This window comes from Robbsia betulipollinis, assembly GCF_026624755.1.
GTDB lineage: Bacteria > Pseudomonadota > Gammaproteobacteria > Burkholderiales > Burkholderiaceae > Robbsia > Robbsia betulipollinis.
Map to the genome: position 1 here is coordinate 661,056 of NZ_JAPMXC010000010.1, position 19,849 is coordinate 680,904.

Sequence of the window (19,849 nt, forward strand, 5' to 3'; positions counted from 1 at the left end):
GTTGCTTTCAGACGTGAAGGATGGGGACGCTACGCGCCCAGGCGCTTGCGCGGGCCCGTGACGGGGCATGCCGCCCCGGGGTGTCCCGGCGTTTGCGTAGTTGAAATAACCTCGGGTATCGATGCCCGTATCATTTCGATCAAAGAGCGCGCCGCGGGCGACTGCACCCCGTGAATTGGGACGGTCAGACCCACGTCGCGACGCGTGCCTTGCAGTGCCAGGTCGAGCACGGCGAGTTGTTCCGATTCGCACTCGTAAAACAGTTGTTGCGCCGACAGCGCCGCGAGCATGTCCGTTCGCAGCAGCACGCCGCGGATGATCGCCAGATCGGCCGTTTCCAGCGAAGGCGCGGGCGCCTTCAACTTTGCGCGGCGAAATTGATTTTCGAACAGGGCGCGCGCGGGCGCATGGCTGCGCGGCAGGATCCACTGCGCGTCCCTGACGTCAGAGATCGTCAAACCGCTGCGTTGCGCGAGCGGGTGCCCGGCGCGTGCGAGCACGACCATTTCCTCGGACATCAGGCACTCGGTCTTCAAGCCGCTGGCGCCGTCGTGGGGCCGCAGTGCCCCGAGGATGAAATCGATATCCCCGGCGCGCAGGCCCGCCACCAGGATTTCGTATGCGCTTTCGTCCGTCACGACGTGAACCCCGGGGTGAATCCGGTTCAATGCCGCGATCGCCGCGGGGAGAATGAGCGTTCGCCCGAGCGGCAGCGCCCCGACGGTGACGGTGCCGCGCACCATGCCCTGCAGTTCCGCCACGACGTCCGGGATGTGCCTGAGTTCATTGAGCACGCGTCTGACATGCAGCAGGAACGTGTCGCCTTCGGCCGTCAACGACGTTCCGCGCGCGTTGCGATGAAACAGCGAGAGGCCCGAGCCGCTTTCCAGGCTGCGGATGGCCCCGCTTACCGCCGGTTGCGTGATGCCGAAAGCAGCGGCGGTGGTGGGCATGTGGCGGTGTCGCGAAAGCGCGGCGAAGAGCTGCAAACGCCGTGAATTCAGCAGATACGCCGGCAGCGTGCCCGCCGCGAGCACGCGCCGCCGCGCGTGCTGCGCCGCGCACCACTGGGCCAGCTCCTCCAGTTCCGCGAAAATGCCGTCGCAACACGCGAGCACGGCGGCGCCGACGGCCGTCGGCAGCATGCCGGAATGCTTGCGTTCGAACAACGCAGCGGCAAGCGCCGTCTCCAGTTCCTGGATCGACCGCGTGATGGCCGACTGCGCGCGAAAGAGCGCTGCCGCCGCGCGTGAGGCGCTTCCCATCCGCGCGACCATCCTGAAGGTGCGCAGGTGCAGAAGACTGAGGGGGGCGGCGGTAACGGTAGTCTTGGTCACGACGTCATCGAAGCATCAGGAACACAACAGGAGGGTGCCACAGGAAAATCGTCGACAAGGTTGCGAACTGGCTTTCTAGCCATCTAATTATCTTATCGGAAGCGCAGACGATGACTGCCGTCCGTGGCCATGATACCGCGCTTTCGACGCGCCAAACCTCCCGCGGCAACAGGTTTCGGCGACGATTCGAGACGCCAAATTCCTTGATTGCGGCCGCGCGCAACGTGGCATGATGAAAACATCTGGTTAACCCGGGCTTTCGGCAGGGGCCCTTTCTTCTATATGTTTGCATCCCAAGGGCGGGTGCCGCGGATATCGATAAGCAATGCGTATCCGTTTCACGTCGTGATGCCGTGGGAAAAAATAAAAGGTAAGAATATGGCAAGAATCATCGGAGGAATCGGTACCTCCCACGTCCCGACCATGGGCCTGGCCCACGACAAGGGCAAGCACAACGACCCGGCATGGGCACCTTTGTTTCAGGGTTACGCACCGGTTGCGCAGTGGCTCGCGGAGCGCAAGCCCGATGTGATGCTGATGATCTACAACGATCACGCGAACAGCTTCTTCTTCGACTGCTATCCCACTTTCGCGCTGGGCGTGTCGGGAACCCACGAATTCGCGGACGAAGGCGCGGGCAAGAGAAACCTGCCGGATATCTCGGGCCATTCCGAACTGGCTGTTCACCTTGCCGAGCAACTCATCGCGGACGAGTTCGACTTGACCATCTTCCAGGATCGCCCCCTGGATCATGGGTGCAATTCGCCGCTCTCGCTGATGAGCGAATATCAGGGGGGATGGCCGTTCGCGCTGGTGCCGTTGCAGGTGAATGTCCTGCAATATCCGCTGCCCACCGCGAATCGCTGTTACCGGCTGGGCCAGGCGTTGCGTCGCGCCATCGAATCGTTCGATGCCGATCTGAACGTGGTGGTGGTGGGCACCGGCGGTTTGTCGCACCAGGTGCACGGGGAGCGGAGCGGGTTCAACAACGAGGATTGGGACAAGACGTTCCTCGAATGGATTGTCACGGACCCCGAGCGGCTCGCCAGGATGAAGCATGTCGACTATATCCGCCTGGGTGGCGCCGAAAGCGTGGAAACCATCATGTGGCTGACGATGCGCGGCGCGCTGGGCGCGAGCGTTCAGGAAGTGCATCGCAATTACTATCTTGCGACCAGTACCGCGATGGCGGTCACCGTATATGAAACCGCCCCTGCGGAGAGCGCGCCATGAATCCGCAATTGCATGACGTCGAAACGTTGACGGGGACCTACCCCTTCGATATCCGGCAAAGCATCAAGACCCTGCGCCTCAACCGTTTCCTGTGGCGAATGCGCGAGCCCGCGACGCGAACGCTGTGGCTGGAAGACCGCACGGCGGCCTACGACGCGGCCGGCCTGACCGATACGGAGCGTGACCTGGTCGATCGTGCGGATTGGCTCGGCTTGATTCAGTATGGCGTGTGTTTTTTCGTGCTCGAAAAATTCGCCCGCGTGGTCAAGGTCACGAATCTGGAAATGTACGCGAGCATGCGGGGCGAAAGCCTGGCGTCCTTTCTCACCACGCGCAGGGTACCCGGCGCCGTGTGAGGAGATGTCGGGCCGCGTAGGTCGGGCCGCGCAGGTCGGGCCGCGCAGGCATGAAAACGCCGAAGTAAAAAAGACAAGAGCGCCGTCGGATGCGGTCAACCGCCCAGTGCGCAGCGCTCAATAGGAGACCTTCATGAAACCCACTGCATCCGTCGACATCAAGGCATTCATCGATGCGCGCAAAATGTCCGCGTATCAATGGCTGGTGCTCGTCCTCTGCTTCGCCATCGTGACACTGGACGGACTGGACACCGCCGTGATGGGATTCGTCGCGCCTGTCGTCATGCACGACTGGAACGTCAGTCGCGCCGCGTTCGGGCCCGTGATGGGCGCGGCGATGATCGGACTGGCCGTGGGCGCGTTGACGGCCGGTCCCGCGTCGGATCGCATAGGGCGTAAAAAAATCCTGATCGGATCGGTATTTTGCTTCGGGTTCTTCAGTCTGCTCTGCGCGCTGGCCCAAACGCCGTTCCAGCTCATGGCGCTGCGCTTCCTGACGGGGTTGGGCCTGGGCGCCGCGATGCCGAATTCGACGACCTTGCTGTCGGAATACGTGCCATCGCGCAGCCGATCCCTGTTGTTGACCATCATGTTCACGGGCTTCAACTTCGGTTCGGGACTGGGCGGTTTCGTGGCGGCGGAATTGCTTCCGACGTTTGGCTGGCGCGGCGTGTTCGTGTTCTGCGGCACGCTGCCCATCCTGGCGATTCCGGTTCTCCTTGCCTTTCTCCCGGAGTCCGCCCGCCTCATGCTGGTCCGTCGCGTCGATTCGCGACGTATCGCGAACACGCTGGGCCGCGTGGCCGGCCACGTATTCCCCGGGGACGTGCGCTTCACCGCGCCGGAACCCGCGCTGTCGGTCAAGGCGCCCGTCAAAATGCTTTTCGCCGACGGTTACGCTTTCAGTACGCTGATGCTGTGGCTGACCTATTTCATGGGACTGCTGATCATCTACCTGCTGACCGGATGGCTCCCGACGCTGATCAGGGACGCCGGATTCTCCGTCGCGCGCGCGGCGACGATCGCCGGGCTGTTTCAACTCGGCGGCACCGTGGGCGCCGTCGTGGTGGGTTTCCTGATGGATCGCATGGATCGCAATATCGTGATCGGCACCGCGTATCTGCTGGGCGGGGTCTTCATTTTCTCCCTGGGATTGGGATCGATGCAATCGGCGTTGCTGCCGGTGCTGGTCACGGCCGCGGGCTTTTGCATGAGCGGCGCGCAGACGGGTCTCAATGCGCTGGCGCCAAGCTGCTATCCGACGCGCTCCCGCGCCACCGGCGTGAGCTGGATGCTCGGTATCGGCAGGCTGGGCGGCATTCTCGGTTCCATTGTCGGCGGCACGCTGCTGTCCCTGGGGTTCGGTTTCGCGACGGTGCTCTCCGTGCTCGCCCTGCCGGCGGTGATCGCTGCCGCCGCGATCGTGACGAACCGCCTCGCGTTGCGTTTCATCACGACGCCGGTCGTGGAGGCATGATGATGAAAAGTCTTGCCCATACCCTACTGAAATCCCTTTGCGTCGGCGCGACGCTGCTCGGCGGTACAGGCGCCTTCGCCCAAAGCAGCGTGACCCTGTGGGGCATGCTCGACAGCGGCATCACGTACGTCAGCAATCAGGGCGGCGGTCACAATGTCAAGCTGGACGACGGCGTGAACGGCCCGAATCTGTGGGGCTTGAAGGGGATCGAAGACCTCGGCGGCGGCACGAAAGCGATATTCGAACTGGTATCTCAATTTCAGGTGGACAACGGCGGTTTCATGCCGAACAAAAGCCTGTTCAGCCGCAACGCCTATGTGGGTCTCACGAATGACCGATATGGAAAGCTCACGCTGGGCAACCAGTACGATTTCATGACGGATGCGCTGTATTTCTCCGGCGACGATCCGGCGGAGATTTCCGGGCATTTTTACGATTTTCGCGCGGGGCCCTTCACGAAACTCGCATTGCCCGGCAACGCCACCGGTGCGTTCGACTGGGATCGGATGGCGGGCGAGGCGGTGGCGAACTCGGTGAAGTACGTGAGCCCGACGCTGGCCGGCTTCAGTGCCGGCGCGATGTACCAGTTCGGCGGCGTGGCGGGCTCCGTCGGCGAGGCGAATGGCGCGAGTTTCGGGCTGAACTACGGCACCCGGGAACTGGGCGCGAATGCCGCCTATACCAATCTCAAATATGCCACCACGGGAACCGCCACGACGAGCGTGCGCAATTGGGGCGCGGGCGCGCATGCGCGCTTCGGCGACTGGTTCACCAATGCCTTGTTCACGACCGTGCGCAACTCGGCCAATGGCGGTGCGTTGTACGAAGCGTCGGTGGGTGCGCGCTACAATTTCACCACTGCGTGGAATACCGGCGTCTCGTACATGTATATGAAGGGTAACGGAGTGGTCAGCGACAACCACGCCCACCAAATGGCAGCGATCCTCGAGTATGGTTTCTCCAAACGCACCAGCGTGTATGCGCTCGCGGTGTATCAACGCGCCAACGATGGCGCCTCGGCGCGGATCAACGGCATGAACGGCAGCAACGACGGCTCCACGACGAACACGCAAACCGTCGCACGGGTGGGCATCCGGACCCGCTTCTGACGATCCCTCTCTGAGGTCCGTCTCCCGGGCGGGTGCCGCGCCCGTCTCAGCGCGATGTTTCGTCGATCCCGCTGGCCACCGACGTCACGGTGACGATCAGCAGACCATAGACGATCGCGCGCAATCCGGCGCCCGCGCCGGTAGCGTTCAGCAGGGCATTGATGAGGAAAAGGAAGCAGGCCGCGCTCCATACGCCTGTCGGGCTTGCGCGGCCACCGGCGACCCGCGTGCCGCCGATGACCACCACCGCGACGGACAGAAGCAGGTAGTCCGCCCCCATGTCCAGCGTGGCGCCGCCGGAGAACGCAGCCAGCAGCAGGCCGGCGAACGCGGCGAGGATCGAGCAGCTCACATAGGTCAGGCACCGCACGGCGTCGACGCGCACGCCGGCCAGATGCGCCGCCCGGAGATTCTGTCCGAGTGCCGAGAGACTGCGACCCGGCACCAGCCGGAACAGGACGAAGGCCACCGCCAGCGTGATCGCCAGCGCGACGAAGGCGAGGCCCGATATGCCCCCGAGGTGACTCAACGCGAAGTTTTCCAGCGCGGGCGGCGGCGCCGCGCCTCCCCGCCCGAGGCTGATCGCCAGCGACTGCATGACGAAGCTCGACGACAGGGTGGCGATGATCGGCGGAATGCGCAGCAGCCGGATCAGGAGGAAATTGAACACTCCGATGGCGGTCCCCGTGGCCAGCACGGCGACGATGCCCAGGACGATGGCGTGATTCGATGCCGCCATCACGCGCATGCCGACACCGCTGGCCAGGGCGATCGTGGCCGGGATGGAAAGATCGATATTGCCCGGCCCGCTGGTGATCACGAGCATCTGCCCCAATCCCACCAGCACCGTGAAGACGACGAATGCCGAAGCGGTCGACAGCATGCTGGCGGCGGTGCCCCAGCCGAACAGCACGCTCGCCGCGATGCCCACCAGCAGGGCACCGAGAAAGGACCAGAGCCAGGCCGGCCGTTCCCTGTGAAGAAAGCGCTTCATTGACGTGCCTCCTGCCGGCGAAACACCAGTCTCAGGGACAACACGGCCATCAGGATGGCACCTTGCAGTCCGATCTGCCATTGCGGCGCGATTTGCAGAAAGGACAGGAACGAGGACGCCAGCGTGAGCGTGATGGCGCCCAGCACCGCGCCGACCGGCGAGACCCGGCCGCCGGTGAATTCGCCCCCGCCCAGAATCACGCCGGCGACCGACAGCAAGGTGTAGCGCAGCGCGATATTGGCGTCGGCGGACGTGGTCAGACCGAGCAGCGTCAGACCGGAGCAGACGCCGAAGCATCCGGCCAGCCCGAACAGGACCGCCTTGGAGCGGATGACGGACCAGCCGAGACGGCGCATGGCGGCGGGATTGCCGCCCATTCCGCGCAGCCCCACGCCGACAGCCGAACGCATGAAGAACAGGTGCGCGGCGAGGGCGATCACGACCGTCCACACCAGCGGGGCGGGCAGGAGGGGCGTCTGGGCGTTCATCAAGGCGGCCAGCCAGTCCGGGCTGCTACCGCCCGGCGTGGGGAGGAGCAGCACGGCGATACCGTTCCACACGAAGGACAGGCCCAGGGTCACCACCACCGAGGAAACGCGCCGGAATTCGATCAATGCACCGACGAAGGCATAGACGAGCACGCAGGCGACGAGCGCGGTCACGCCCAGCGCCGGGTTCGAGTGCAACAGCGTGCCGCCGATGCAGGCCACCAGACTGATGAACGATCCGATCGACAGATCGAGTTCGTTGGCCGCGATCACCGAAAGTTGAGCGAGCGTCGCGAACACGATGGGCACGGCCAGGTTGAGCAACATCACGCCGCCGAAATAGCTGAGCGTGCTGGGCTGGACGATGCTCATCGGAATCAGCACCGCGAACAGCGAGGCGACCGGCAGCAGGATGCGCTGGTCGTGCAGGCGATGCAGGGAAAGGGCCGATTTCATGATGACGCAGGCTCCGCGAAGCTGGCGGCGAGAAGCGCTTCCTCGCTGCATTCGCTGGCCGCCAACTCGCGCGTGACCAGGCCGGAGCGAAATACATAGGTTTTGTCGCAATAAGACAATTCGTCGTTCTCGGTCGTGTACCAAAGAAACGTCCGTCCCTTGGCCGCTTCTTCCTGAAGCAGCGCGTAGATATCGCGTTTGGTGCCGATGTCCACGCCGCGCATGGGATCGTCCATCAGGATCAGGTCGGCGTCGGAGGCGAGCGCGCGTCCGAACAGGACTTTTTGCTGATTGCCGCCGCTCAACGCCTGGATGTTCGCGGTGGCGGGCGCGCCGCGGATATCGAGACGTTTCGCCCACTGCTCGAAGACTTCGCGCTGGCGAGGCGGATTCAACCGCAGCCCGGCGCTGTGATCGAACAACGAACGGATGTCGAAGTTGCGTGCGATGCTCCAGTCCGGAAAAATGCCATCCGCGCGCCGGTCCCCCGCCACATACGCCGCGCGCACGGACGAGCCGCGCGCCCGTGCCCGCCGGTAGACCGCGTTCAGGACATCGGTCTGGCCCTGGCCGGCCAGCCCGGCGAAGCCGACGATGCTGCCGCGCTGCGCCGCGATGCGTACCGGCTGGCTTTTCGGGCCACTGCGCAGGTCCCATTGGTAGGCCGGCGCGCCGGCGGCCGCCATTTTCGGCGCACGCTGGGTTGCCGCCTCGTGCTCCGTGAACTGCCCCATCGCCTGGATGATGCCGTCCTTGTCCAGGCCCGCGGCGGGCAGCGTCGACGTCACCGTGCCGTCGCGCATGACCATGATCCGGTCCGCGCACCGCAACATCTCGTCGAGCATGTGGGTGATCAGCACGGTCGTGACGCCCGCGGCGGCGCTGCGGCGTATGAAGGCGAGCAACTGTTCGGCGGTGTAGCGGTCCAGACTCGACGTCGGTTCGTCCAGGATCACAAGCCGCGCGGCGGTATCCACCTGCGCATAGCCGCGCGCGATTTCCACCATCTGCTGCTGCGTCAACGACAGATCGCCCACGACCTGCGCGCCGCGCAGACCGTGCCCGGGAAAAATCGCATCGAGCTGTTGCGCCATGATGCGGCCCGCCTTGCGGCGCCAGCCCCACCCCCGCAATTGCGGTGCGACGGCCCGCATGTTTTCATCGATGGTCAGGTTCGGACAGAGCGACAGCTCCTGAAAAACGCAACGCACGCCCAGGCTGCGGGCGACGTCGGCTCCATAGCCGTTCTCGTGCCGGATGCCGTCCGCCTCGACGACACCGCGCGTGGCGCGTCGCGCCCCGGACAACACCGACATCAGCGTGGATTTCCCCGCGCCGTTGTGGCCCGCGATGGCCACGCACTCGCCGGGAAGAAACGTGAAGTTCGCTCCCTTCAGCGCGCGCACCACGCCGAACGTGACGTCGACGTCGCGCATGGCCACCAACGCCGCCCCGGGCGCCACCGCGGCGCCGTCCTGTATCGATTCCTGCACGCGTTCCTGCACCATCAGGTTGTCTGTGTCATCCATTCGCGGCACCGGAGAGAAAGCGCGATCCAACGGGAACGGTTACGGCAATGGCAGCGGTCACGGTTTTTTCTGTCGCTCGACCGTTCCCACGACCTGTTCGCGGGTGAAGATATTGCTGGCGACGGTGCCGGGCGCGGTGTGCGCAAGTACCGCGTCGAGACCGTCCGCCATCACCGTCAGCGTGGGCAACGACATGTCGTGCGGCAGCTTGTTGCCGGCCAGCAGCTGTTGCGCCACCCAGAAGGCGAAGGTCGACGAGCCGGGGTCGGCCGCGATCGACATCGTCTTGTAGTTGTCCGCGCCCTGGCTCTTCCACCAGGCGAGCTCCTCCTGCCGGTTGCCGAGGATGATCGTCGGCACGGTGCGTCCGGCCGAGCGGAATGCCTGCGCGACGCCGTACCCGTCGCCGCCCTGCGTCACCACGCCGTCGACCTGGGGCAGCGACGGCAGCACGCCGGCGACTTCCTTCTGCGCGACGGTCTGCGTCCAGGCGCCGTAGACGGAACCGACGAGCTTCATGCCCGGATACTTCTTCATCTCGTCGACGACGCCGCGATGAATCTCGTCGTCGACCGATACGCCGGCCAGGCCACGGATTTCCAGGATGTTGCCTTTGCCGTTCAGCTTTTTCGCGAGAAAGTCGACCTGCACCGCGCCCATCCTGGGAAAGTCGGCGGCGATCCGGTAGGCGCACGGCTCGGTGACCACGCCATCGAAGGACACGACGATGACCCCGGCGTTGCAGGCGCGCTTGACCGAGCCATTCAGGGCGGTGGGGGACGCGGCATTGATGACGATCGCCTTGTATCCTTGCAACACGAGGTTCTGGATCTGCTGCGCCTGCTCGGTGGCTTGATTTTCCGCCGTCGTGAAGGCGGGTGCATCGCCGATCAGCCCGGCCTGCTTCGCCTGCAACGCCACTTGCGCCCAGCTCTTCAATTGCTGTTGCCGGAAGGTGTTGCCGGCGAAGCTGTTCGACAGCGCGATCTTGTCTTTCGACGTGTCCCCGGTCGCCACCGCGCCCATTGCCGCGGTTGTCACGGCCGCCGTCAGCAACAGGCCCAGCGTCGCCGCCATTATTTTCTTTTTCGGTAGCACATTCGTCTCCATGAAGTGGGGCGCCTGCGTATCTCGCGCAAGCGCTCGGGCCCGGTCGTTCTGTCGAATGCGGCACCGATGCTTGCATCATAGATGTTGCCCTACTACCATACAACTAGGGTTCACCATAGATCGGAGCATGCATGAGGGGAATATCGTGATGGGTGCCGATGCCTGGGTTTTCGTGGGCAGCCTGAACACCGCCGTGCCGCATTTCGCCGCGGCCAATGGCCGTGGCATCGTGACGTTGCATCTCGACGAGCGCACCGGCAGGTTGACGAAGCTGGCGGAATGGACCGATGTGGTGAATCCCACCTATCTGGCGCTCAGCCCCGCGCGCCGTCTGTTGTTCGCCACCAGCGAGATGTTCGATCGTCCGGAAGGACGCGTCCACGCCTATCGCGTCGCGGCGCGAACCGGGCAACTCGTGCCGCTGAACGGGCAGGATACCGGCGGGAGCCTTACCGCGCATTGCAGTCTCGATCGCGCTGCCGGTTGCGTTCTGGTGAGCAACTACACGCAGGACGACGCGCCCGCCGGCTGGCCGGGTTGGCAGATGGCGAGTTTCGCGATCGGCGCGGACGGCAGTCTGCACGCCGCCGCGAGCCTGACGCGCCACAGCGGCAGCGGACCCGAACGCGACAGACAACGCGGGCCGCACGCCCATTGCGCGCTGGTCAGCCCGGACAACCGCTACGTGCTCGTCGCCGATCTGGGTACCGACTCCCTGCTGACCTATGGCCTCGACGCGCCCGCGGGTCGACTCACGCCGCAGGCCCTGTCCGTGTTGAAGCTGGCGCCGGGCGCCGGCCCTCGGCATCTCGTGTTTCATCCGAACGGGACGACGGTCTATGGCGTGAACGAACTCGATGCCACGATCAGCCGGCTCGCCTACGCGCCCCTCACCGGCGCCCTGCGGTTACGGGAAACCACGCGCGGCCTGCCGACCAGCGACGCCTCGACGCCGCCGGCCGACATCCATGTCGACGCCGACGGCCGGCACCTGTACGCCTCGTTTCGCGGCGCGCATTGCATCGCCACGTACGCGCTGGATCCCCGCACCGGCGCGATCCGGTCGACCGACGTGCGCAGTAGCGAAGGCAGGACGCCACGCAGCTTCGCGCTGTCGCCATCGGGGAATTTCATGGTGGTGGCGAACCAGGACAGCGATTCGGTCGTGTCCCTGCGCATCGCGCGGGACAGTGGCGTGCCGTGCGAGGTGGTCGACCGCATCGAAACGGGAACGCCGATGTGCGTGAAAGCCTGGGCGGTGGATTGAGCACGGCGGTGGGTTGAACACCGCCACGCGTCACACGCCGTGCACGTGGACGTTCGCGATTGCCTGTCTTGCGCCCGCCTGCAACGTTCGTACCGCGTCGATCAAAGGCCGACGAAAATCCGCACGGGCGGCGAGCGCGGGTGGAAACACGTCCTGGCAACCCAGCAAGGCATCGACGAGCGCCGCCTCGTTGCCCGGTGCCCACGCATCCGGCTGTACCTGCCGCGCCAGCCCTTGCAGCCGCGCCGCCAGCGGATCGCTGATGTCGTAGCGCGTGCCGTCGTCCGCCTGTCCCCGCAGGAACACGAACCAGGCGCCGACCGCCAGCGCCAGGCCCGTGATCGGTGCATGGCGCTGCAGGCGCGCGTCGATCGTCGCCAGCAGGCGCGGCGGAATTTTCTGACTGCCGTCCATCGCGATCTGCGCGCAGCGATGCTTGAGCGCCGGGTTGGCGAAGCGCGTCAGCAAGGCGTCGCGGTAGGCGTGGGGGTCGAATGCCGGGTTGGCCTGCAACGTCGGGATGATCTCGTGCGTCATCAGCGCGTGAATGAAGGCGTGCATCGGCGCGTGGCCGATGGCAACGTCGATCGTTTCGAAACCCGCCAGCATCGATAGATACGCCAGGGTGGAATGCGCGCCGTTGAGCATGCGCAGTTTGGCGATCTCGAAGGGCAGGACATCGTCCACGAGCTGGGCGGACGTGCGATCCCATGCCGGGCGTCCGCTCGGAAAGGTGTCTTCGATCACCCACTGGCGAAACGGTTCGCACGGCACCGGCAGCGCGTCGTGCAACCCCAGCGACTCGGATGCCGTGACACGGTCGGCGTCGGTGGTGGCGGGAACGATGCGATCGACCATCGTCGAAGGAAACGCGACCGCCGCCTCGATCCACTCCGCCAGCGCCGCATCGCGCAGCCGCGCATAGGAACACACCACTTTGCGCAGTGCCGCGCCGTTGTGCGCGAGGTTGTCGCACGACATCACCGTGAAGGGCGCGATGCCCGCCAGCCGGCGTTGCCGTAGCGCGGCGGTCAGGATGCCCGGCACGGTGACGGGCGCGTCCGGATGCGCGAGGTCCGCGATGACTCCGGCATGCTCGCGGTCGATGTCGCCGGTGCGCGTATCGCGGCAATAGCCTTTTTCCGTCACGGTGAGCGACACGATGCGCACGCGCGCGTCGGCGAGCAGAGCGAACAGACGCGCGCGGTCGTGCGGCAGCGCGAGAACTTCCCGCAACGCGCGCGCGACGGTGGTTCGCACGCCGGCGGGGCCGCGTTCCACCACGGTGTACAAACCGTCCTGGGCGACCAGGGCATCGCGCTTTTCGACGCTGCCCTGCAGGGTCACGCCGCAGATGCCCCAGTCGCCGCCTTCGGCGAGCATCGCCTCTTCGGTGTAGAGCGCCTGGTGCGCGCGGTGGAAGCTGCCCAGTCCCAGATGGACGATGCCGATCGCGGGCTCGCGCCACGTGTCGGATAGCAGGTGCGGGGTGAGCCGGGGGAGTGCCGCGCGGCGCAAAGGCGATAGCGGCGGCGTGGAAAGGACGTTCGGCATGACGCTCCAGGAAGGGGAAACCCCACGTTGACGTAGATGCATACTTGTATGGTAGCATCGATTCCGTCGAGAGAATCTCCAGGAAAACGCTATGAAGATCATTGGTGCCGATGTGATCGTGAGCTGCCCCGGTCGCAACTTCGTGACGCTTAAGATCGTGACCGACGAAGGGGTGTACGGCATCGGCGACGCGACGCTGAATGGCCGCGAACTCGCCGTCGCGACCTATCTCACCGAGCACGTCTGTCCGCTCCTCATCGGCCGCGATCCGGGACGCATCGAGGATATCTGGCAATTCCTCTACAAGGGCGCGTACTGGCGCCGCGGACCCGTGACGATGAGCGCGATCGCCGCCGTCGACATGGCGTTGTGGGACATATTGGGCAAAGTGGCGAATCTGCCGCTGTATCGTCTGCTGGGAGGCGCCTCGCGCGAAAGCGTGATGGTGTACGGCCACGCCACCGGGCGCGACATCGGCGAGGCGCTCGACCGCTATCAGGCGCATGTCGAGGAGGGCTATCGCGCAATCCGCATTCAGTGCGGCGTGCCGGAGATGCGCTCGGTCTATGGCGTGTCGAAGGGCACCGGAATGTACGAACCCGCGACCAAGGGCGCGGTCGAGGAACAGATCTGGTCCACGGAGAAATATCTCGATTTCGTGCCCCGCTTGTTCGAGGCGGTACGCGAGCGGTTCGGTTTCGGCACGCATCTGTTGCACGACGTGCACCACCGCCTGACGCCCATCGAAGCCGCGCGGCTGGGGAAATCCATCGAACCCTATCGTTTGTTCTGGATGGAGGACCCCACCCCGGCGGAGAACCAGGAAGGTTTTCGTCTCATTCGCCAGCATACGGTCACGCCGATCGCCGTGGGCGAGGTCTTCAACAGCATCTGGGACTGCAAGCAGCTGATCGAGGAACAACTGATCGATTACATTCGCGCGACCCTGACGCATGCCGGCGGCATCACCCACCTCAAGCGCATCGCCGACTTCGCTTCGCTGTATCAGGTGCGCATGGGCTGTCATGGCCCGTCCGACCTGTCGCCGGTGTGCATGGGCGCGGCGCTGCACTTCGATCTGTGGGTACCGAATTTCGGCGTTCAGGAGTACATGGGATTCCCCGAACAGGCGCTCGACGTGTTTCCGCATGCCTGGACATTCGACCGCGGCGCGATGCATCCCGGCGAGGCACCCGGCCATGGGGTGGATATCGACGAGGCGCTGGCGAAGAAATATCCTTACGATCCCGCCTATCTGCCGGTCGCGCGACTCGAGGACGGCACGCTCTGGAACTGGTAGCCGCGCCGCATCGCCCCTGTATGAACCCGCATTCAACGAAGGAGCCGAATCATGTTCGCAGCCGTATTGCACGAACCCAAGAAAATCGTCATCGATCAGGTAGAGACGCCGCAACCCCTGCCTGGACAGGTGCAAGTCCGGGTGCATACGGGCGGCATCTGCGGTTCCGACCTGTCGTATTACTTCAAGGGCAAGAGCGGGGATTTCGCCGTACGCGAGCCTTTCGTCCTGGGTCATGAAGTCTCCGGCGAAATCGCGATGCTGGGCGAGGGCGTGACCGACCTGCAGGTCGGGCAGCGCGTGGCGGTGAATCCCAGCCTGAACTGCGGCGAGTGCCGCTTCTGCGTCAAGGGCATGACCAATCATTGCCTGAACATGCGGTTCATGGGCAGCGCGTCCACCTTCCCGCACGTGCAGGGCATGTTCCGGCAATTCATCACGGTTGCGGCGCGGCAGTGCGTTCCGGTGCCGGACGCGCTCGATTTCGCGCAGGCGTCGATGGCCGAACCGCTTGCCGTCGCGCTGCATGCACTGCGGCACGCGGGTTCGCTGGTCGGCGCCCGGGTGCTGGTCGTGGGCTGCGGTCCCATCGGCTGCATTCTCGTCGCCGTGGCCAGGCGTGCGGGCGCGCACCAGCTGTTCGCGCTGGATCTTTCCGACAAGGCCCTGCAAAAAGCGCGCGCGATGGGCGCGGACGAGGGAACGCTGGCCAGCGATCAGGAACAGATCACGCGTTGGTCGGAGCGTCGCGGCACGTTCGACGTGGTGATCGAGGCATCGGGCAGCCCGGCAGGGCTGGAGACGGCGTTGCGCGCGGCGCGCGCCGGGGGGCAAGTCATCCAGGTAGGCAATCTGCCGGCGGGTCAGACGCCGGTTGCCGCGAATCTCGTCATGGCGAAGGAGCTGCGGTATCAAGGCTCCTTCCGTTTCACCGACGAATACGCGGTGGCCGCGGACGAGATCGCCACCGGGAAAATCGATCTGCGCCCGTTGATGACGCACGTGTTTCCGATGGCGGAGGCCAACCGCGCATTCGAGGTCGCGCTGGACCGCGATCAGTCGATGAAAGTACACCTCCAGTTCAGCTAGGCGCTCGCGCGGTTCGCCGCCGCTGGGAGGATAAAAACGAACGCGAGGAGACCTGTCCATGTTGCATAGCCAGCGCTGGTTCGTCGTCGGCCTGCTGTTTTTCGCCGGCGTGATCAATTACCTCGATCGCGCCGCGCTGTCGATCACGGCACCCATGATTCAAAAGGACCTGCATTTTTCCCATGCGCAAATGGGCGTGGTGTTCAGCTGCTTCTTTCTGGGTTACGCGCTTTTCAATTTCGTCGGCGGCGTGCTGTCGGACAAAATAGGGGCGAAAAAAGTCTTCGGCGTGTCGTTGGGCGTCTGGTCGCTGTTTTGCGGCGCCACGGCGTTGGCGAACAGCTGGCTGTCCCTGATCGTGTTGCGCGTCCTGTTCGGGATGGGCGAAGGGCCGTTCAGTTCGTCCAACAACAAGATGGTGAGCAACTGGTTTCCGCGTCGCGAAGCGGCCACGGCGGTCGGCATCGTCAGCTCGGGCACGCCGCTCGGCGGCGCGATCGCCGGGCCGGTGGTGGGCTATATGGCGGTGCGTTTCGGCTGGCGCTGGGCATTCGTCGTCATCATGCTGTTCGGTCTGGCCTGGGCGGTCCTGTGGATGTGTTCCACGACGGAATATCCCCAGCAAAACAAGCGCATCACGCCGGCGGAACTCGCGCTGATCGAGCAGGGGCAGGAAGGCGCTCCGTCGAGCCTCGCGGACCGCGATACGGCGGGACCGGGCCTCGGCTTCTATTTGAAACAACCCGTGATCCTCGCCACGGCGTTCGCGTTCTTCTCGTACAACTACGTCCTGTTCTTCTTTCTTTCCTGGTTTCCGACCTATCTCACCGAAGCGCATCATATGTCGTTGCACGACATGAGCATCGCCACGGTCATTCCCTGGCTGTTGGGCAGCGTCGGACTCGCCTCGGGCGGCGTGGTGACGGACCTGCTGCTGCGCCTGACGGGTAAGCCGCTGCTCGCGCGCCGGCTGGTGATCAGCGTGAGCCTGGGCGTGGCGGCCGTCTGCGTCGGCTTTGCCGGGCGTGTGGCGAGCATGTCGGGCGCGGTCGCCCTGATGGCGGTATCGATTTTCTTCCTCTACCTCACCGGCGCGGTGTACTGGGCCATCATCCAGGACACGGTCGCGCGGAAGAACGTCGGCGGTGTGGGCGGTTTCGTGCATCTGTTGTCGAACCTGGCCGGCGTGATCGGCCCGGCGCTCACCGGCTTCATCGTCCAGGCCACGCACGGATCCTATAAAAGCGCGTTTTTGCTCGCCGGCGCGGTGGCCGTGTCGGGCGCGCTCTGCTCGATCATCTGGATCCGCCCGCCTCGCATCGGCGGGCAGGCGAACGGCGTGCAGGCAGTGTGATACATTCGGGGCTATTAGTATGGTAGTTGGCGGGGGACGTCGCGGGTGTCTTCCCTCGTGCCGCTGCCACGTTCGAGCCGACCATGACGACCAAACCCGCCGCACCCGTCACGTCGCGGACCCGTTCAGTACCGCGGCAAAGCGTTGCCGTCGCCGGCGGCGCGGCCCCGGAGACTGCCGTGGAAAGCCGGCGTCGCGGCAACGGCCGGCAGCCATCGCTGCCGGACCTGCTCGCGCAGATTTCCGGGGACGCCTACGAGCCGATCGGCCGGAAGATCTACCGCGCGTTGCGCCAGGCGATTTTCACCGGCGCGCTCGCGCCGGGAACGCCGCTCTCGGAAAAGGAAGTCTCGGAGATGTGCGGTATTTCCCGGCAACCGGTGCGGGAGGCTTTCATCAAACTGGTGGAAGCGGGCGTGCTGCAGGTATTGCCGCAACGCGGCAGCTTCGTTAAAAAGATCTCCGCGCGGCAGGTGCGCGAGGGGCGCTTCATACGGGAGGCGATCGAGGTCGCCGTGGCGCGCAAGGCCGCCGAGGTCATCACGCCCGTCCAGCTTGCGGAACTGGACGACAACCTGCGGAGCCAGGAAGTGGCCGCGAAGGCGCACGACACGACCGCGTTCCTGACGCTCGATGAACGCTTCCATTATCTGATCGCGAAATCGATCGACTGCGTGGCTGCCTGGGACGCCATTCAAGGCATCAAGGCGCAGATGGACCGGGTTCGCTATCTCAGTTTGCCCGATGTCTCGCCGCTGGAATTGATGATCGAGCAGCATGCCAGCATCGCCGCCGCATTGCGCGCCCGCGATGCGGATGGCGTGGAGAAGTCGATGCGGGCGCATCTGAGGGAAATCCTCACGTCATTGCAGCCCGTGGCGGACCGCAATCCGGACTGGTTTGAAATGGAAGCGTCCGACTAGCGGGCGACCGTCCCGGAATGGCCGCGCAGCGATCCAACGGCGCGAAACGCCGCGCGAGTTCCTGTATTCTCGTAGGCTTTCCATCACGCAGGCGTTGGTGAACAACGTTCAAGTCATGCCGGATTTCCAGCAACCCCCGCCGCGCGGCGCCGCGCTCACCGCGACCTATCAGACCCTGGTCCAGCAGTTGCGGTCATTGACGCAGGGCGAACCCGACCGGATCGCCAACGCGGCGAATTTCGCGGCATTGGTGTATCACGGCGTGCCCGACCTGAATTGGGCGGGATTCTATTTCTTCGACGGCACGGAACTGGTGGTAGGCCCTTTCCAGGGCAAACCCGCCTGCGTGCGCATCGCACTGGGAAAAGGCGTGTGCGGTACCGCGGCGCTGACGCGGCAGACGCAACTTGTTCCCGACGTACACCTTTTTCCGGGGCACATCGCATGCGACGCCGCGTCCGAATCGGAAATCGTGGTCCCGCTCGTTTCCGCCCGCGGCGAGCTGATCGGCGTCTGGGATGTGGACAGTCCTTCGCTCGGGCGCTTCGGTCAGGACGACGCCGCGGGCATGGCGGCGCTGTGCGCGGTCTTCGTCTCGGAGGTCTGGGAAAACCCGCCGGGAACGGCGCGGGCGGTTCTGCGCCGGCCGGAAATCTAGGGAAAGCCGATCACCGGCCCGGGTGATCGAGTAGATAAAAGAGGCTGCCCGACAGGAGCATCGTCACCGGGAGCGTCACCAGCCAGGTCGAGGCGATGCGGACCAGCATTGCTTTCTGTACCCCTTGGCCGCCAGCCACCATGGTCCCGGCGATGCCCGAGGTGACGATATGCGTCGTGCTGACCGGCAGACCGGTGAAGCCGGCGCTGCCGATGAGAAGGGAGCCGACCAATTCGGCGCTCGCTCCCTGTCCTGGCGTCATGTGGCGTTTTCCCAATCGCTCGCCCAGCGTCCGTACGACGCGCTGGTAACCGATCATCGTGCCCGCTCCCAGGCACAACGCGCTCAGGACGCGCACCCACAGCGGCGCGTATTCGACCGGCAGGCTCATCTGCTTGCGCAGATCGCCCGCCAGCTTGCGGTCCGCCGGGGGCGTTTTTTCATTCTCGCCCACGTGCTTCATCTGCGATACGACGTCGTAGACGTAGCCACGCAACTGCGCTCGCGTCGCGGTGGCGCTTCGCGGCGCAGCGTTCTTCATGAGGAGCTGGTGGGCTTGCGCGTCCAGCTCGGACTTCGCGTTCCGGAGGGCCGTTGCCGCTTTCAGGGCCTGCGGCGCGACATCGTCTCCATATCGTCTGATCAGCGGGATCGCGGCAGTTGCGTACCGGTCGAGATTCGCCAGTTGATCGACGGCAGCCGGGTTCAATGCGTACGTGCCGGGCAGCAGGCCAATGATCGTCAGCATGATCAGACCGATGCTTTTCTGTCCATCGTTGGTGCCGTGCGAAAAGCTCACCGAAGTGCAGGTCAGAATGAGCAAGGCGCGCAGCCACCAGACCGGCGGCTGCCCGTCCTCGGGAGGTTCGAACATACGCCCGGTTCCAACCACCTTCCGGAGAAGATGGTAAAGCCCGCCGGCGAGCACGAAGCCGAGGACCGGCGAGATGGCCAGCCCTTCGAGAACCGTCTTAATTTGCCGCCAGTCCACCCCGGAGGCGAGGCTCCGGGATTTCAGCAAGGCATCGGCCGCGGCCACTCCGATCAGCGCGCCGATGATGCAATGGGAACTGCTGTTGGGTATGCCGAATGCCCAGGTCAGGATGTTCCAGAACAACGCCACCGCGAAAATGGAGACCAGCATGGGGACCGCGGGCGCCCCGTTGGGGGGCGTCAGCACGTCGGGAGGAAGAATCTCGACCATGGCGTACGCGACGGCGATCCCGCCGACCAGCACGCCGACGAAATTCAATATGCCCGACCAGATAACCGCGGGGACGGGCTTCAACGAATGCGTATAGATGACCGTCGCAACGGCGTTGGATGCATCGTGAAAACCATTCGTCGCCTCGAACGCCAGAACCATGACGAAGCATGCGATCAGCATCGCGATGACGATGCCGGAGGACGGTACGAATTGCGTGAGCATTGGGCGGACCATGGAGAACGCGGGTGGTGCGTGGATGGCCATTGAATTTTCAGTCGCGGCGGGGACGGCGCAACATGAATTCTTCTAATGGCGCGATCCGCGCATCCGGGCCGGCCGGATCGTAATACGTCACGGCGATCGTCGTCATGTGGCGAAAGACAGGGTCATGCTATGCGCGTTTCATGA

General features: G+C 64.8%; 17 protein-coding genes. 10 read left to right on the forward strand and 7 right to left on the reverse strand.

Features of this window, described 5'->3' with window-relative positions:
* Nucleotides 1-29: 29 nt before the first annotated feature.
* Nucleotides 30-1,337: a LysR family transcriptional regulator gene (locus OVY01_RS20695; RefSeq protein WP_267849462.1), complete on the reverse strand. Its 1,308-nt coding sequence runs from the start codon at nucleotides 1,335-1,337 to the stop codon at nucleotides 30-32.
* Nucleotides 1,338-1,715: 378 nt separating this feature from the next.
* On the opposite strand from OVY01_RS20695, the gene OVY01_RS20700 reads away from it, so the two are divergent.
* The 4 genes from OVY01_RS20700 to OVY01_RS20715 all read left to right on the forward strand — a co-directional run bounded on the left by OVY01_RS20700 (nucleotide 1,716) and on the right by OVY01_RS20715 (nucleotide 5,512).
* Nucleotides 1,716-2,570, forward strand: a complete 855-nt coding sequence (locus OVY01_RS20700) for a gallate dioxygenase (RefSeq protein ID WP_267849463.1) — start codon at nucleotides 1,716-1,718, stop codon at nucleotides 2,568-2,570.
* Nucleotides 2,567-2,926, forward strand: a complete 360-nt coding sequence (locus OVY01_RS20705) for a protocatechuate 3,4-dioxygenase (protein WP_267849464.1) — start codon at nucleotides 2,567-2,569, stop codon at nucleotides 2,924-2,926. The genes OVY01_RS20700 and OVY01_RS20705 overlap by 4 nt, the downstream gene beginning before the upstream one ends.
* A gap of 133 nt (nucleotides 2,927-3,059) precedes the next feature.
* Nucleotides 3,060-4,403: an MFS transporter gene (locus OVY01_RS20710; RefSeq protein WP_267849465.1), complete on the forward strand. Its 1,344-nt coding sequence runs from the start codon at nucleotides 3,060-3,062 to the stop codon at nucleotides 4,401-4,403.
* Nucleotides 4,404-4,405: 2 nt separating this feature from the next.
* The gene (locus tag OVY01_RS20715) at nucleotides 4,406-5,512 is read left to right on the forward strand and encodes a porin (protein WP_267849466.1); all 1,107 of its coding nucleotides are present in this window, start codon (nucleotides 4,406-4,408) and stop codon (nucleotides 5,510-5,512) included.
* A gap of 46 nt (nucleotides 5,513-5,558) precedes the next feature.
* On the opposite strand, the gene OVY01_RS20720 is transcribed toward OVY01_RS20715, so the two are convergent.
* From OVY01_RS20720 to OVY01_RS20735, 4 genes are all read right to left on the reverse strand, one after another.
* The gene (locus tag OVY01_RS20720; RefSeq protein WP_267849467.1) at nucleotides 5,559-6,506 is read right to left on the reverse strand and encodes an ABC transporter permease; all 948 of its coding nucleotides are present in this window, start codon (nucleotides 6,504-6,506) and stop codon (nucleotides 5,559-5,561) included.
* Nucleotides 6,503-7,450 (reverse strand): ABC transporter permease, encoded by a 948-nt coding sequence (locus OVY01_RS20725; RefSeq protein ID WP_267849468.1) that lies wholly within the window; start codon nucleotides 7,448-7,450, stop codon nucleotides 6,503-6,505. Before OVY01_RS20725 ends, OVY01_RS20720 begins: the two co-directional genes overlap by 4 nt.
* On the reverse strand, nucleotides 7,447-8,958 hold the full coding sequence (locus tag OVY01_RS20730) for an ATP-binding cassette domain-containing protein (protein WP_432422291.1): 1,512 nt from the start codon (nucleotides 8,956-8,958) through the stop codon (nucleotides 7,447-7,449). The genes OVY01_RS20725 and OVY01_RS20730 overlap by 4 nt, the downstream gene beginning before the upstream one ends.
* A 78-nt stretch (nucleotides 8,959-9,036) precedes the next feature.
* A complete protein-coding gene (locus tag OVY01_RS20735) occupies nucleotides 9,037-10,056 on the reverse strand; it encodes an ABC transporter substrate-binding protein (protein ID WP_267849553.1) in 1,020 nt (339 codons plus the stop codon).
* Nucleotides 10,057-10,216: 160 nt separating this feature from the next.
* Here OVY01_RS20735 and OVY01_RS20740 point away from each other — a divergent pair, with 160 nt between their 5' ends.
* Nucleotides 10,217-11,356 (forward strand): lactonase family protein, encoded by a 1,140-nt coding sequence (locus tag OVY01_RS20740; protein ID WP_267849470.1) that lies wholly within the window; start codon nucleotides 10,217-10,219, stop codon nucleotides 11,354-11,356.
* 30 nt (nucleotides 11,357-11,386) lie between these two features.
* On the opposite strand, the gene OVY01_RS20745 is transcribed toward OVY01_RS20740, so the two are convergent.
* On the reverse strand, nucleotides 11,387-12,910 hold the full coding sequence (locus tag OVY01_RS20745; RefSeq protein WP_267849471.1) for a mannitol dehydrogenase family protein: 1,524 nt from the start codon (nucleotides 12,908-12,910) through the stop codon (nucleotides 11,387-11,389).
* A gap of 91 nt (nucleotides 12,911-13,001) precedes the next feature.
* Here OVY01_RS20745 and manD point away from each other — a divergent pair, with 91 nt between their 5' ends.
* From manD to OVY01_RS20770, 5 genes are all read left to right on the forward strand, one after another.
* Complete coding sequence (manD, locus tag OVY01_RS20750; protein ID WP_267849472.1) at nucleotides 13,002-14,210, forward strand: D-mannonate dehydratase ManD; 1,209 nt, start codon at nucleotides 13,002-13,004, stop codon at nucleotides 14,208-14,210.
* Nucleotides 14,211-14,261: 51 nt separating this feature from the next.
* Nucleotides 14,262-15,299: an L-idonate 5-dehydrogenase gene (locus tag OVY01_RS20755; RefSeq protein WP_267849473.1), complete on the forward strand. Its 1,038-nt coding sequence runs from the start codon at nucleotides 14,262-14,264 to the stop codon at nucleotides 15,297-15,299.
* Between the two features lie 58 nt (nucleotides 15,300-15,357).
* The gene (locus OVY01_RS20760) at nucleotides 15,358-16,653 is read left to right on the forward strand and encodes an MFS transporter (protein WP_267849474.1); all 1,296 of its coding nucleotides are present in this window, start codon (nucleotides 15,358-15,360) and stop codon (nucleotides 16,651-16,653) included.
* An 83-nt stretch (nucleotides 16,654-16,736) separates the two neighbouring features.
* Nucleotides 16,737-17,576 carry a GntR family transcriptional regulator gene (locus OVY01_RS20765; RefSeq protein WP_267849475.1) on the forward strand — a complete coding sequence of 280 codons (840 nt, stop codon included), beginning with the start codon at nucleotides 16,737-16,739 and terminating at the stop codon, nucleotides 17,574-17,576.
* Between the two features lie 115 nt (nucleotides 17,577-17,691).
* Nucleotides 17,692-18,234, forward strand: coding sequence for a GAF domain-containing protein (locus OVY01_RS20770; RefSeq protein WP_267849554.1), 543 nt, complete (start codon nucleotides 17,692-17,694; stop codon nucleotides 18,232-18,234).
* Between the two features lie 10 nt (nucleotides 18,235-18,244).
* On the opposite strand, the gene OVY01_RS20775 is transcribed toward OVY01_RS20770, so the two are convergent.
* The gene (locus OVY01_RS20775; RefSeq protein WP_267849476.1) at nucleotides 18,245-19,663 is read right to left on the reverse strand and encodes an inorganic phosphate transporter; all 1,419 of its coding nucleotides are present in this window, start codon (nucleotides 19,661-19,663) and stop codon (nucleotides 18,245-18,247) included.
* Nucleotides 19,664-19,849: the final 186 nt, after the last annotated feature.

Coding starts and splice junctions, on each gene's coding strand:
- OVY01_RS20700 (WP_267849463.1), top strand. CDS start 1,716: ATGGCAAGAATCATCGGAGGAATCGGTACCTCCCACGTCCCGACCATG.
- OVY01_RS20705 (WP_267849464.1), top strand. CDS start 2,567: ATGAATCCGCAATTGCATGACGTCGAAACGTTGACGGGGACCTACCCC.
- OVY01_RS20710 (WP_267849465.1), top strand. CDS start 3,060: ATGAAACCCACTGCATCCGTCGACATCAAGGCATTCATCGATGCGCGC.
- OVY01_RS20715 (WP_267849466.1), top strand. CDS start 4,406: ATGAAAAGTCTTGCCCATACCCTACTGAAATCCCTTTGCGTCGGCGCG.
- OVY01_RS20720 (WP_267849467.1), bottom strand. CDS start 6,506: ATGAAGCGCTTTCTTCACAGGGAACGGCCGGCCTGGCTCTGGTCCTTT.
- OVY01_RS20725 (WP_267849468.1), bottom strand. CDS start 7,450: ATGAAATCGGCCCTTTCCCTGCATCGCCTGCACGACCAGCGCATCCTG.
- OVY01_RS20730 (WP_432422291.1), bottom strand. CDS start 8,958: ATGGTGCAGGAACGCGTGCAGGAATCGATACAGGACGGCGCCGCGGTG.
- OVY01_RS20735 (WP_267849553.1), bottom strand. CDS start 10,056: ATGGCGGCGACGCTGGGCCTGTTGCTGACGGCGGCCGTGACAACCGCG.
- OVY01_RS20740 (WP_267849470.1), top strand. CDS start 10,217: ATGCATGAGGGGAATATCGTGATGGGTGCCGATGCCTGGGTTTTCGTG.
- OVY01_RS20745 (WP_267849471.1), bottom strand. CDS start 12,910: ATGCCGAACGTCCTTTCCACGCCGCCGCTATCGCCTTTGCGCCGCGCG.
- manD (WP_267849472.1), top strand. CDS start 13,002: ATGAAGATCATTGGTGCCGATGTGATCGTGAGCTGCCCCGGTCGCAAC.
- OVY01_RS20755 (WP_267849473.1), top strand. CDS start 14,262: ATGTTCGCAGCCGTATTGCACGAACCCAAGAAAATCGTCATCGATCAG.
- OVY01_RS20760 (WP_267849474.1), top strand. CDS start 15,358: ATGTTGCATAGCCAGCGCTGGTTCGTCGTCGGCCTGCTGTTTTTCGCC.
- OVY01_RS20765 (WP_267849475.1), top strand. CDS start 16,737: ATGACGACCAAACCCGCCGCACCCGTCACGTCGCGGACCCGTTCAGTA.
- OVY01_RS20770 (WP_267849554.1), top strand. CDS start 17,692: ATGCCGGATTTCCAGCAACCCCCGCCGCGCGGCGCCGCGCTCACCGCG.
- OVY01_RS20775 (WP_267849476.1), bottom strand. CDS start 19,663: ATGCTCACGCAATTCGTACCGTCCTCCGGCATCGTCATCGCGATGCTG.